10 protein-coding genes are annotated in these 12,610 nt (G+C 64.5%); 1 reads left to right on the top strand and 9 read right to left on the bottom strand.

Annotated features, from left to right (window positions below):
* Window positions 1–34: 34 nt before the first annotated feature.
* On the bottom strand, window positions 35–1,498 hold the full coding sequence (dacB, locus tag N0B28_RS18170) for a D-alanyl-D-alanine carboxypeptidase/D-alanyl-D-alanine-endopeptidase (protein WP_043864605.1): 1,464 nt from the start codon (window positions 1,496–1,498) through the stop codon (window positions 35–37).
* Between the two features lie 215 nt (window positions 1,499–1,713).
* Here dacB and N0B28_RS18165 point away from each other — a divergent pair, with 215 nt between their 5' ends.
* Complete coding sequence (locus N0B28_RS18165) at window positions 1,714–2,058, top strand: YggL family protein (protein WP_043864604.1); 345 nt, start codon at window positions 1,714–1,716, stop codon at window positions 2,056–2,058.
* Window positions 2,059–2,100: 42 nt separating this feature from the next.
* On the opposite strand, the gene N0B28_RS18160 is transcribed toward N0B28_RS18165, so the two are convergent.
* The 8 genes from N0B28_RS18160 to N0B28_RS18125 all read right to left on the bottom strand — a co-directional run bounded on the left by N0B28_RS18160 (window position 2,101) and on the right by N0B28_RS18125 (window position 12,536).
* Window positions 2,101–5,754, bottom strand: a complete 3,654-nt coding sequence (locus N0B28_RS18160; RefSeq protein WP_275727909.1) for a transporter substrate-binding domain-containing protein — start codon at window positions 5,752–5,754, stop codon at window positions 2,101–2,103.
* Between the two features lie 8 nt (window positions 5,755–5,762).
* Complete coding sequence (locus tag N0B28_RS18155; protein ID WP_275727908.1) at window positions 5,763–6,407, bottom strand: response regulator transcription factor; 645 nt, start codon at window positions 6,405–6,407, stop codon at window positions 5,763–5,765.
* A 237-nt stretch (window positions 6,408–6,644) separates the two neighbouring features.
* The gene (locus N0B28_RS18150; protein ID WP_054916205.1) at window positions 6,645–7,976 is read right to left on the bottom strand and encodes a deoxyguanosinetriphosphate triphosphohydrolase; all 1,332 of its coding nucleotides are present in this window, start codon (window positions 7,974–7,976) and stop codon (window positions 6,645–6,647) included.
* Between the two features lie 62 nt (window positions 7,977–8,038).
* A complete protein-coding gene (locus N0B28_RS18145; RefSeq protein ID WP_275727905.1) occupies window positions 8,039–9,202 on the bottom strand; it encodes an EAL domain-containing protein in 1,164 nt (387 codons plus the stop codon).
* Window positions 9,203–9,299: 97 nt separating this feature from the next.
* The gene (locus N0B28_RS18140) at window positions 9,300–9,635 is read right to left on the bottom strand and encodes a hypothetical protein (RefSeq protein WP_043864599.1); all 336 of its coding nucleotides are present in this window, start codon (window positions 9,633–9,635) and stop codon (window positions 9,300–9,302) included.
* Window positions 9,632–10,000 carry a phage holin family protein gene (locus N0B28_RS18135; protein WP_043864598.1) on the bottom strand — a complete coding sequence of 123 codons (369 nt, stop codon included), beginning with the start codon at window positions 9,998–10,000 and terminating at the stop codon, window positions 9,632–9,634. The genes N0B28_RS18140 and N0B28_RS18135 overlap by 4 nt, the downstream gene beginning before the upstream one ends.
* Window positions 10,001–10,010: 10 nt before the next feature.
* The gene (locus tag N0B28_RS18130; protein WP_043864597.1) at window positions 10,011–10,316 is read right to left on the bottom strand and encodes a YqjD family protein; all 306 of its coding nucleotides are present in this window, start codon (window positions 10,314–10,316) and stop codon (window positions 10,011–10,013) included.
* 261 nt (window positions 10,317–10,577) lie between these two features.
* Window positions 10,578–12,536 carry a monovalent cation:proton antiporter family protein gene (locus N0B28_RS18125; protein WP_275727899.1) on the bottom strand — a complete coding sequence of 653 codons (1,959 nt, stop codon included), beginning with the start codon at window positions 12,534–12,536 and terminating at the stop codon, window positions 10,578–10,580.
* Window positions 12,537–12,610 lie beyond the last annotated feature (74 nt).

Here is a 12,610-nt window from a genome sequence, read left to right as displayed (position 1 = left end):
CGCCCGCACGCCCGGGTGGAGCCCTGAGCCCGGCTCAGGGTTGCAGCGCTGCGGTACTGCTGTTGAGCTTTGGCTGGCGGTACAGGTCCAACAGCACCTGGTCGAGCACTGCCGAGGCGCCCCAGGGTTTGGGGTCGTTGAGAATTGCCACCACCGCCCAGGTGTTGCCGTTGCTGTCGCGGCTGAAGCCGGCGATGGCACGCACCGTATTCAGGGTGCCGGTCTTGATGTGTGCTTCACCGGTCATGGCGGTGCGCTTGAGGCGCTTGCGCATGGTGCCGTCCATGCCGGTCAGCGGCATCGAACTGATGAATTCGGCAGCGTAGGGGCTCTTCCAGGCTGCCTGTAGCAGGGTGGCCATTTCCCTGGCGCTGACACGCTCGGCACGCGACAGCCCTGAACCGTTCTCCATGACCAGATGCGGCGCGGTGATGCCTTTCTTCGCCAGCCACTGGCGCACCACACGCTGTGCGGCACGGGCATCGTCGCCGTCGGCATCGGTGCGGTACTGCGCGCCCAGGCTCAGGAACAGTTGCTGGGCCATGGTGTTGTTGCTGTATTTGTTGATGTCGCGGATCACCTCCACCAGGTCCGGGGAGAATGCGCGGGCCAGCAGGCGTGCACTCTTGGGAACTTCGGCAACCCGGTCAGCCCCCATGATGCGCCCGCCCAGTTCGTTCCAGATGGCACGTACCGCGCCGGCGGCGTAGGTCTGGTGGTCGAGCAGTGCCAGGTAGGTCTGGGAGTTGCAGCCGTCAGCCAACTGGCCGCTGACCACCACGCTGACGCCGTCGGCCTGGGTCACCGGGTTGTAGCGCACTTCGCCCTTGCACTGGTTGCCCGGTACCGCCTTGACCTGGTTGTCGATGCGGATGCTGGCGATGGGCGGCTCTACCGATACCAGGACCTTGCCGCCATCGTTGCGTGCCACGAAGCGCAAGGCCTTGAGGTTGACCAGCAGGGAGTCGGGCTTGACCAGGAACGGCTTGTTTTCATCGCCGCCGTCGTCGTTGAACTGGGGAAGCTGGGGCTGCACGAAGTGGCTGCGGTCCAGCACCAGGTCGCCATTGATGGTCTGTACGCCGTTGGCGCGCAGGTCGCGCATCAGCAGCCAGAGTTTTTCCATGTTCAGCTTGGGGTCGCCGCCGCCCTTGAGGTACAGGTTGCCGTTGAGGGTGCCGTTGCTCAGGGTGCCGTCGGTGTAGAACTCGGTTTTCCACTGGTGGGTCGGGCCGAGCATTTCCAGCGCGGCATAAGTGGTGACCAGTTTCATGGTCGAGGCCGGGTTGACCGACACATCGGCGTTGAACACCGTGGGTGTGCCCGGGCCATTGAGCGGCAGCATCACCAGCGACAGCGCGGAGCCGTCGAGCTTGTTGGTCTTGAGGGCCTGTTGCACCTTGGGCGAAAGGGTGGTGTTGACGGGGGCGGCGTGGGCCGGCATGGCCAGTGGCAGCAGCAGGCCGGCGAACAGCAGAGAACGTAGAGATGTGGTCATTTGCACTGAAACCCTGCAGGCGAGGGGTGAAAAAAACCAGAGCGCAATAGGGTGACGGCCCCGGTATGGAAAAATATAGCGCGCATTATGCACCACGCATGCTGCCCATGTGCCTAACAATGCCTGTCAGTGCGGCGATTTTTCGGGTTTTATTCAGGCAGTTTCGCGGTGGAACTGGTAAAGTGCCGCGCGTTATTACTTAAGAGGATTGTTTCATGGCGACCAACCGTTCCCGCCGTCTGCGTAAAAAACTGTGTGTAGACGAGTTCCAGGAGCTGGGTTTCGAACTGAACCTGGAGTTCAAGGAAGACCTGTCCGACGAAGCCATTGACGCTTTCCTCGACGCCTTCCTGGATGAAGCCATGGATGCCAACGGCCTGGACTACGTCGGCGGCGACGACTTCGGTCTGGTCTGCAAGGCAGATCGTGGCTCGGTCACCGAAGAGCAGCGTGCTGCAGTGCAGGCATGGCTCAAAGGCCGCAGCGAGCTGACCAAGATCGAAGTCAGCCCGTTGCTGGATGCCTGGTATCCGGAAAAGCCGGTCAACCCGGCTAGCTGATACCTCGTCAAAGCGGCAGCCCTGGTGGCTGCCGCTTGCGCTCTACCCCTGCATCGGCCCCGTTCCCGTGGGCTGCGACAGCGCCTCAAGCGTATCGCGCAACGCCTGATCCACCTCGTTCATCGCCCTTAGCACCTGCCGTTTGCGTCGCCTGAGCACAGGTTCTGGCGCAGCGTCCTCGCACGCCGCTTCCAGCCGTTCGCAGGCCAGCATCAGCGCCTCGGACTGCACCATGCGCGCCACCCCCAGCACCTTGTGTGCAGCGTCCCTGAGTATTGCCGGCGAGCCGCGAGTATCGGCGTCGAGCAGCTGCTGACGGTCGATCGGAGCGCAACTGAGCAACTGTTCGAGCAGGCGGCGCAGTTCGCCTGGGTCGTTGCCGATGATCGGCCCCAGCCCCATCAGGTCGATCAGGGGCATGTCACCACGGGCGCGGCCTGCCGACAGGGGAGCGTCGTTCAGGCGCTGGCTGAGTTCATGCAGGGTGATGGGTTTGAGCAGACAGTCGTTCATGCCAGCGGCGTGGCAGCGATCACGCACTTCAGGTTGGGTGTTGGCGGTGTAGGCCAGGATGGTGCAGGGCGCGCGCCCGAGTATGCGCTCTTCCTCGCGTACGGCCTGGGCCAACTGGTAGCCGTCCATCTGCGGCATGTTGCAGTCCACGATCAACACGTCGAAAGGCTCCAGGCGCCATGCCTGCAGCGCACTCAGGCCGCTGTCGGCATTGGTGTGCTGCACGCCGAGAAAGTCCAGCTGCTGGCCCATCAGCAGCAGGTTGGCCGGGTGGTCGTCGACCACCAGCACCTTCACCGCCGGCGCCGGCAAGGTCGGCTGGGGCACGGGGTCGGCGAGCTTCTCGCAGGCTGCCAGCCCCGTCAGCGGCATGCTGATCTTCACCTCGGTCCCGGTGCCCGGTTCGCTGTGCAGCGTCAGCTGGCCGCCCATCATGGCGCACAGGCTGCGGCTGATGACCAGGCCCAGGCCGGTGCCGCTGCGTGCCAGCGGGCTGTCGGGGGCGACCTGGGCGAAGGGCTGGAACAGGTACTGCTGGTCAGTCGCGCTGATGCCGATACCGCTGTCGCTGACCGAGAGCAGCAGTTGCAGGGTATCGGGCCCGGCCCCCGGTTGCAGGGCCAGGTCCACGCGTACCTGGCCCTGGTCGGTGAACTTGATCGCGTTGCTGACCAGGTTCGAGAGGATCTGCTTGAAGCGCAGCGGGTCGAGCAGCACGTCGCGGCAGGCGCTCTCGTCGATGACCAGGCTCAGGCTGAGGTCCTTCTGCCGGGCCAGGGCCTCGAACACCCGACCCACCGACTCCACCAGCTCACCCAGGTTGACGCGCTGGGGGCTCAGGCTCATGTGGCCGGACTCGATACGCGCGATGTCGAGGATATCGCCGATCAGCGACAGCAGGTCCCTGGCCGAGCTGTAGGCCACCTCGATGGCGGGACGGTCGAGGTGCCCGGCATCGGCGCGCTTGAGTGCCAGCTCGAGCATGCCGATCACCGCGTTCATGGGGGTACGGATCTCGTGGCTCATGGTGGCCAGGAACTTGCTTTTTGCACGGTTGGCATTGTCGGCCTGCTCCTTGGCCTGGCGCAGTTCCTGGATCAGCTGGCGGCGGTCGCTGATGTCCAGCCAGCCGCCGATGATGCCCTGTACCTCGCCCAGCGAGTCGCGGTACGGCAGTACCCAGTGGTAGATGGTCAGCTCGCGGTTCTTCAGCATCATGGGGCGGTCGACGATCAATGGCAGGCCTTCGTTCATCACCTGCTGGTAGTCCGCCTGAAACTGACTGGCATTGTCGGCATCGGTGAGCGGCGCATCGTGGATGGACTTGCCCAGTACCTCTTCGGCGCGCGCCTCAACGGCCTGCAGGTAGCTGTCGTTGCAGCTCTTGAGCAGGCCTTGGCGGTCACGCACGTAGATCGGGTGCGGCGTGCCGTTGACCAGCGCCCGCATGAACTCGAGCTGGTCGCCCAGGGCGCGCTCGATCTGCTCGCGCTTCTTGATCTGGCGACGCATCCAGCCGTTCCAGGCCAGCGACAGGATCAGCAGCAGGCCAGTGCCCAGCACCAGTTGAATGATGAAGCGCTGGTGGCTTTGCCAGTAGGAGCTGGGTTCGCCGCTGAAATCGCGCCAGCGGCCATTGATTGCGCCCAGCTCCTGGGGCGGGATGCTAAGCAGGGCCTTGTCGAGGATGGAGGTCAGTTCGTCGGCGCCCTGGGCGGTGGCCATGGAGTAGGTCGCCGGCTCGTCGCCGATGTTGGCGCGGATGATCAGATGCTTTTGGGTGGTGAGCCTGAAATTGGCATTGATCAGCGCGGTGACCATGCCGTCGACCTGGTGACGCGACAGCAGTTCGGCGGAGGCTGCGGGGCTTTCCGTTTCAACCAGCTCGATGCCGCCATGGCGAATGCGCAGCCCGTCGTTGAGCGTACTGCCGCGGGTCACGGCCAGGCGCTTGCCATACAGCTGGCGCAGCGAGGCAGGTTCGTCCTCGCCCTTGCGCGTGACCAGCACGTAGGCGTTCTCTAGGTAGGGCCGGCTGATGTTCAGGGTGGCTTCGCGCTGTGTGCTGGGCGTGATGGTGGCGATGACGTCGGCGCGACCCTGGTGCAACTGGTCGATCATGTCGCTGATGCCGGCGCTGCGATGGATCTCGAAGCGCAGGCCGGTGCGCAGACGGATCAGCTCGAGCAGGTCGGCAACGATACCTCGCAGGTTGTTGGCACTGTCGTAGAACGACAGCGGCGCGGCGTTTTCGTCCACCACCACGCGCACCACCGGGTGTGCCGCCAGCCAGCGTTGTTCGCGTGGGGAAAGTTGCAGCTTGCGATCAGTCAGCAGCATGCCGTCGCCGATGCTCCAGCGCTGGAAGATACTGGTGCGCATGGCGCTGGTGACCGCGTCCAGGGTGGTATTGACCAGCTCGAGCAGCAGCGGGTTGTCGGCGCGCAGGGCGAAGCTGAAGCCCACAGGCTCGTGTTTGCCGAAGTTCACCATCTTGAGGTTTTTCAGGTAGCCCTGGTTGATCTGGTAATAGGTCGACAAGGCGTCCCCCAGGAACACGTCGGCCTGTTCGAAGGCCACCGCGTTGAGGGCATTGTGGTAGGAGCTGTAGGTCTGCACCGTGGCGTTGGGGTAGGTGGCGCGAACCTCGCTCAATGGCAGGTAATGGGCAACCACGCTCAGGCGCAGCCCCTTGAGGCCGTTGTCCAGTGCCCGGGTTTCATTTTCGCGGGTGACCAGCACCGGCAGGTCTTCGGCATAGGGGCGCGACAGGGCCACCTCGGGGAGGGCGGCATCGTAGCCATTGGCACTTCCCAGCAGGTCGATGTGCCCGTCTATCAGGGCTTGCAGGGCCTTGTCGCGGTTGGCGAAGCGCTTGACCCGAATGGGCCGGTTCAAGGTATTGCCGATCAGGCCGGCGTAGTCGGCGGTCAGGCCCTCGTAATCGCGGCCACTGGCGGTGATGTCGAACGGCGCGTAGTCCGGTGCCGAAGTGCCCAGTACCAGCACGTCATGCTTGTCGAGCCAGTCGGCCTGGGCCGGTGTGGGGGTTACAGCCATGGCCGCCAGGCCGCTGCGGCTGAGCAGCTCGTAGCTGCGCTCGCCGGGTTCGTTGGCGCAGAGCGAAGGGGCGAGACAGGCCCCGGCGAACAGCAGGCAGAACAACAGAAGACGTTTGGCCATGCTCGCACTCATACCAGCGCGTTGCGTTTGGCCATCTCGATCAGTTCCACCAGCGAGTTGGCCTTGAGTTTCTGCATCAGGCGTTTTTTATAGGTGCTCACGGTTTTATTGCTGAGAAACATGCCGGACGCAATTTCCTTGTTGCTCTTGCCCTGGGCAAACAGTTGCAGAACCATCAGTTCGCGATCATTGACGGTCTTGAACAGTTCCATCTCGCTGTCGCCGCTGTCGCCGCTGTCGCCGCTGTCCTGATGGCGAAGTGGGTTTATTGCCTGGCTGGGGAAATAGTTGTAACCGGAAAGTACCGCCTTGATGGCACTGAGCAACTCGCTGAGGTCCTCCTGCTTGCATACATAACCGCAGGCCCCCGACAACATGCAGCGTGTTGCAAACAGTACGGGTGATTGCGCAGTCAGCACCAGAACCTTCATCGGCACGGCCATGCTGTTGAAGCGTGACAGCACTTCCAGGCCGTCCAGCTTGGGGATGCCGATGTCGAGGATGATCAGGTCGGGCACGGTTTCGCGGGTCATCTGCATGGCGTCCACGCCATTGTCGGATTCGCCGGTGACCCGATAACCCTCGTTCTCCAGCAACATGCGTACAGCCAGGCGAATGACGGGATGATCGTCGACAATAAATACGGAGTGCATAATCACCTTCCAGGTAGGGGCCATAAAGAAGCCGCACCATAGCCCAGTTGGAAGGCGTGCACGTAAATAGAGTTGCGCTCAAACTTAATATGGGAAAATTCCTACAATAAGTTGGGCGCAAGGCTACAAATAGTTGATTTTCAAGCGCGCCATATCGTTTTGCGCACTAATCAATACGGCTGCAATCGCCTACGTTACATACGTGGAAGTTGCAGCGTATTGATCGGGTCAACTGCATCAGATCGGGCTTGAACGCCCGGTCATTTCGCGGGCCATTTCGCTGGCATAGCTGTCGGTCATGCCGGCAATGAAGTCGATCATGCGCAGGAAGGCGCTGTGCAATGTGCTGTTGGGGTCGGGCGCATTGTTGCCCAGCAGGTCAAGGATGCGCCGGTGCTTGAACGAGGGCGTGCGTCCGCCGTGCTGTTCCAGCGCTGCGCCGCAAAATGCATTGAGCAGAATCTCCAGCGTGGTGTAGGCACCGATTTCATGCAGTGTCTTGCGCTTGTCCTGGAAGATCTTCTTGCGCGCCATGTCCTTGGCCTGCAGCACACAGCGCTTGGCCGGGCCGTGCATGTGCTCGACCAGGTCGCCGTGCAGGGTGCCGGCCAGCAAGGCTTGCTGCTGCTCGACGAATGCCCGTGCGGCGGCGTTGGTCAGGTGCTCGATCGCCTTGCCGCGCAGGATCGCCAGCTTGCGCCGGCGCGAATCCCCGGGGCCCAGCTGGCGGTAGGTTTGCGGCAGGTCGTCACCCACCAGCCCCAGCAGCAGCGCTTCTACCTCGGCGTAGTCGAGCAGCTCCATTTCCAGGCCGTCTTCCAGGTCGATCAGCGCATAGCAGATATCGTCGGCGGCCTCCATCAGGTACACCAGCGGGTGCCGGGCCCAGCGTTGCGGCTCGAGTTGCGGCATGCCCAGCTTGCGTGCGATCTGCTCCAGCAACGGCAGCTCGCTCTGGTAGCAGCCGAACTTGTGCTTCTTGTAGCCCAGGGCATCGGCGTGGCGGGCGCTCCAGGGGTACTTGAGGTAGGTGCCCAGGGTGGCGTAGGTGAGGCGCGTGCCGCCATCGAACTGGTGATACTCCAGTTGGGTCAACACGCGAAAGCCCTGGGCATTGCCTTCGAAATTGAGGAAGTCGCCCCGTTCGGCATCGCTCATCGCATCCAGCCAGCCGCGTCCGGCGGCCTGCTGGAACCAGTGCCGGATTGCGTCCTCGCCGGAGTGGCCGAACGGCGGGTTGCCGATATCGTGGGCCAGGCAGGCAGACTGCACCACCATGCCCAGGTCGCTGGGCGCGCACCAGTCCGGCAGGCTGTCGCGCAGTGTCTCGCCCACCCGCATGCCCAGCGAGCGGCCCACGCAACTGACCTCCAGCGAGTGGGTCAGGCGCGTGTGGATGTGATCGTTGCTGGTGACCGGGTGTACCTGGGTCTTGCGCCCCAGGCGGCGAAAGGCACCCGAGAAGATGATCCGGTCGTGGTCCTTGTGGAAGGGGCTGCGCCCGAGTTCTTCGGGGCTGTGCAGGGTTTTGCCGAGGCGTTCGCGGGTAAGCAGTGTGTGCCAGTCCAAGGCCGGTTCTCCAGTGCGGGGCAGGCCCCTAGCTTCCCGTGTCCCGGACGTGGCCGCAACCCTCAGAGGCCATCGGCATCCAGGTCGATCAGCAGCAGGCGGCGCCCGTCGTCGAAGAACTGGCCGGCGGTCATGCAGTACTGGTTGGTGGTGGCGTCGCGGTAGGTGCTGGACAGGATCAACCGGCGCTCATCCCAGCCCTCGGCCAGCAGGTGATAAAAGTAGGGCCGCCATGACCAGTTGTGGCCCTGGTAGCCGTTGTTCACGTGCCAGTGCTGGGCGTGCCATTCCAGATTGGGGGTGAGCTGGGTGCCGTGCCGGTCACACAGAAAGAACCGCAGCACCCAAGGGTAGGCGTGCAGGTTCGGCAACTGTTCGACCGAGGCCTGGGCCTGCGCCCAGGCCTGCAGCCGGGGCATCAGTTCGGCCAGTTGCTGGCGGCGCTGCATCAGCCGTGCGCGCTCGTCCAGCTTGCCCTGCACGTAGCGCTCGCGCAGGTGGCCGAAGCGGGTGACGAATGCATCGCTGGCGAAAAAACCGGCCTGGGCCTGGGCGAACAGGTGGCCCTGCAGGTAACGCGCGCCACATTCCAGGGCGAAGTCAAGCTCGGCCTCGTTCTCGACGCCTTCGGCAATGATCCAGCACCCGGTCTTCTCGGCCATCTGGGCCAGGGCCTTGACCACTTCGCTGCTGGGCCCGCCGCGGGCGGCGGCCTGGAACAGGCGCATGTCAAGCTTGAGAATGTCTGGCTGCAGCGCCAGCACCCGGTCCAGCTGCGAGTAGCCGGCGCCGAAATCATCGATGGCGATGCGCGCGCCGGCCTGGCGATAGCGCGTGACCACTTCGGCCAGGCGCTGCAGGTCGCCGCCCTGTTCGGTGATCTCGAAGACCACCCGGCGTGGATCGATGCCGTGCTGTCGTACCTGCATCAGGCTGGGCAAGGGTTCGTCGGCAGTCAGCTCGCTGATCCAGCGGGGCGAGATGTTCAGGCTCAGAAACCAGTCGCCCGGTGCCTGGCTGAAGGTTGCCAGGGCCTGGCCACGCAGCGTGCGATCGAGGGTGCGCAGGGCTGCGGTGGGCATTTGCGGGTCAATGAACAGCGGGCCGACCGAGCGCAGCTGGCCGTCGGCCTGAACCAGTCGGCCAAGGGCTTCGATACCGGCGATGCGGCCAGTGGCCGTATCGATGAAGGGTTGATAGCAGGCGAGCGGGTGCCCGTCGTACACGGCGGCTCCTTGTTTTTACGAGACGGCTGGCCGGATGCTCAGCACGGCAAGCCTGCGGCCCGCCGCCTCGTATTGCAAGAATGCAGCCAGTTTGCGTTCAGCGCCTTGACTGCATGAACAGGCGTATCAGCGGCGTCAGGCTGCTGCCCACGCCGGCCAGCCGTGTCAGGCTGCCGTTGCGTGCGCCCTTGCCGGTCAGAAAGCCCAGCAGCACCACGGCGCCGATACCCCAGAGGGGTGCGTGCTTGATGCCCAGGCCGCCCTGCAGCCCGCCTTGCAGGGAGTCGCCCACCCCGCGCAGGCGTGTCAGCGGCTTGAGCAGTTGCCCGGATTCGTGGCGGATTTCCTGGCGACGCATTTCCAGGCGCAGGCGTACCAGGGCCTTGCGCAGTTCGCGGCGGTCGGTGGTTTGCGGCAATTCAGGCAGGCTCATGGCAACAGGCGCTCCCGGTCCTTGGCAAGTTCTTCGAGGGTGGCATGGAACGGCGAGGACTCGTCGAACACCGCTGCCTTGAGGCGCAGCCCGCAGAACACCGCCGCCAGGCTGTAGAACACGCACAGGCCGATGATGCCGGCCAGGCGATAACTGTCCCACAGCAGAATCAGCAGCAGCGCCGACAAGGCCGTCAGCAACAGCAGGGCGAACACCAGGGCCAGCCCGGCGAACAGCAGCAGGCTCAGGGTGCGCGCCTTCTGTTCCTGCAGTTCGATGCCGAACAGTTCGACGTGGCCGTGCAGCAGACCAAGGATGGCAGCGCCAAGGCGCCGTGAAGACGAGCCGGTGGTTTCGGTTTCCATACCCCGTACCTCAGCGACGACTGGCCAGCAGGCCGATCAGAAAGCCCACGCCAGCGGCGATGCCGACGGATTGCCAGGGGTTGGACTGCACGTAGTCCTCGGTGGCGCTGAGTGCAGCCTGGCTGCGTTCACGTACCGAGTCCTGGGTCTGCTTGAGGGTCTCGCGGGCACGCGACACGCTTTCCTCGATCTGCCTGCGCAACTCGTCGGCCTGATCGCCGGCCAGGGTCGCGGAGTGCTCCAGCAGTTTTTCGGCATCCTGTACCAGGATTTCGAAGTCTGCCTGAAGGATGTCTTTTGCAGTTTTGCGGGCCATGGGTCTCTCCGTGTCAAGTGGGCGTCTGGCATTTCGAGTGCCGAGCGCTGCGTAAGGTTCAGTGCAATCGGCAGTGGTACAGCATTTGCCTTGCCTTGGTGCAGCAGGCCGGGCGGCCGCGCCAGATCAGGGCGCGAAACGACGGCCGGTCGATAAACCATAACCCAATCCACGACAAACCCCGGAAAAAACTCCACGTCAGCGCTGCATTCGCGCCCCCGGCCCCCACATCGCGGGCCAGGGTAGTGCGCACGGCAGCCGCTAGCGCCCGGTCAGCAGGCGGGCCTGGCAGGCATCGATGGCGTTGGAGGGGCCGCTCAGCAGCACCGCGTCACCGGCATGCAGGCAGGTATCGGTGGCCAGGGCCACTTCCTCGCCATTGCGCTGCACGGCCTGTACTTCCACCCCGAGCAGGTCCAGGCCCAGCTCGGTCAGCGGGCGTCCGCAGGCATAGGCATCGGCGCCCAGGTTGACCGCATGCAGCATGACCTTGGGCAGGCCTTCGCTGTCGACCGGGCTGGTCTGCGCCCCCTGGTAGAACCCGTGCAGCAGGCGATAGCGGCTCTGGCGCACCTCGTCGATACGCTGCTGTACACGCTCCTGGGGTACGCCGAGCATCACCAGGGCATGGGAGGCGAGCATCAGGCTGGACTCCAGCAACTCCGGTACCACCGCCGTGGCACCTGCGGCGCGCAGTTCGTCGCGCAGGCTGTCGTCGCGGGTGCGCACCAGGATCGGCACCTGGGTGTTGAAGTGACGGGCGGCCTTGAGCACGCTCATGGCGACATCGGTCTTGTCTACCGCGATCACCAGCAGCCGGGCACGCTCCAGGCCGATGGCCGCCAGCAGTTCGCCGCGCCGCGAGTCGCCGTAGTGCACGCGCTGCTCGCCGGCGGCGGCCTCCTGCACCCTGACCGGGTCGTCGTCCAGGGCAATGAAGGCCAGCTGTTCGCGCCGCAGGAAGCGCCCGATGGACTGGCCTACCCGGCCATAACCACAGATCAGCACGTGCCCGCTGAGCGAGGCGCTTTGTGCCTGGATCTCTTCGAGCTGCACCTCCTGGTTGGGTTTGCGATGCAGGCGGGCGGCCAGCGCCGGAGCGCCGCGCAGCATCAGCGGGGTGACCAGCATCGAACAGAAGGTGGCGGCCAGCAGCAGGTGCCCGAGGTCTTCGGGCAGCAGGCGGGTCTGTTGCATCTGCGCCATCAGTGCGAAGCAGAACTCGCCGCCCTGGGCCAGGGCCACGCCACTGCGCCAGGCGGTTTCGCTGTCGCTGCCGCGCAGCTTGACCAGCACCGCCACCACCACCCCCTTGATGGCCAGCAGGGCCAGGGTCAGGCCGAGGATTTCCAGGCCGTGGCTGGCAAACAGTTGCAGGTCGATGAGCATGCCGATACTGACAAAGAACAGCCCCAGCAGGATGTCGCGGAAGGGGCGGATATCGGCTTCGATCTGGTGGCGATAGTTGCTTTCGCCCAGCAGCATCCCGGCGAGGAACGCCCCCAGTGCCGGAGACAGGCCCAGCAGGTGGGTAAGCCAGGCGGTCAGCAGCACGATCACCAGTGCCAGCAGCACGAACAGCTCGGCCGAGTGCGAGCGGGCCACCTCGTGGAACAGGCGCGGCAGCAGCCAGCGGTTGGCCAGCAGCAGGCCAATGAACAGGATCACGGTCTTGCCCAGGGTCAGCGGCAGCGCCCAGTACCAGGCCTGGCCGCCCTGGCCGGCGAACACCGGCACCAGGGTCAGCAGCAGTACCGCAATCACGTCCTGGAACAGCAGCACGCCAATGGCGTTCTGGCCGTGGCTGCTGAAGATTTCGCCGAGGCTGGTGAGCTCCTTGCTGACGATGGCGGTGGACGACAGCGCCAGGCCGCCGCCCAGCAGCAGGGCAGCCCCGGTCGGCATGCCAAGCAGCCCCAGCAGGCCGGCCAGCAGCAGCGCCGAGCAGATCACCTGCAGGCTGCCCAGGCCGAAGACCACGCGGCGCAGGGCGAGCATCTTGCTCAGAGAGAATTCAAGGCCCAGGGAAAACAGCAGAAACACCACGCCCATTTCGGCGAGGTCGGGCAGTTCTTCGCTTTCATTGACCCAGTCCAGGGCGGTGGGGCCGACGAACAGGCCGACGCACAGGTAGCCCAGCACGGGGGGCAGTTGCAGGCGCCGGAAAATGGCGATGACCACCAGTGACGAGGCCAGGATGATCAGCAGGTTGGCAAACACTCAATACACTCCATTGCAATGCCGACGGGCGCGAAAAAATTTGTCAGTCTACAGCGCTCGAGGCCACGCAGGCT

This window comes from Pseudomonas sp. SD17-1 (genome assembly GCF_029201585.1).
Lineage (GTDB): Bacteria > Pseudomonadota > Gammaproteobacteria > Pseudomonadales > Pseudomonadaceae > Aquipseudomonas > Aquipseudomonas palmensis.
The sequence above is the reverse complement of the archived record's forward strand: the minus strand, read 5'-3'. Positions and strand labels throughout refer to the sequence as shown.

Excerpts from the sequence above, each read along its gene's own strand:
- N0B28_RS18140 (WP_043864599.1), bottom strand. The coding sequence starts at position 9,635 with ATGAGCCTGCCTGAATTGCCGCAAACCACCGACCGCCGCGAACTGCGC.
- N0B28_RS18165 (WP_043864604.1), top strand. The coding sequence starts at position 1,714 with ATGGCGACCAACCGTTCCCGCCGTCTGCGTAAAAAACTGTGTGTAGAC.
- N0B28_RS18160 (WP_275727909.1), bottom strand. The coding sequence starts at position 5,754 with ATGGCCAAACGTCTTCTGTTGTTCTGCCTGCTGTTCGCCGGGGCCTGT.
- N0B28_RS18155 (WP_275727908.1), bottom strand. The coding sequence starts at position 6,407 with ATGCACTCCGTATTTATTGTCGACGATCATCCCGTCATTCGCCTGGCT.
- N0B28_RS18130 (WP_043864597.1), bottom strand. The coding sequence starts at position 10,316 with ATGGCCCGCAAAACTGCAAAAGACATCCTTCAGGCAGACTTCGAAATC.
- dacB (WP_043864605.1), bottom strand. The coding sequence starts at position 1,498 with ATGACCACATCTCTACGTTCTCTGCTGTTCGCCGGCCTGCTGCTGCCA.
- N0B28_RS18135 (WP_043864598.1), bottom strand. The coding sequence starts at position 10,000 with ATGGAAACCGAAACCACCGGCTCGTCTTCACGGCGCCTTGGCGCTGCC.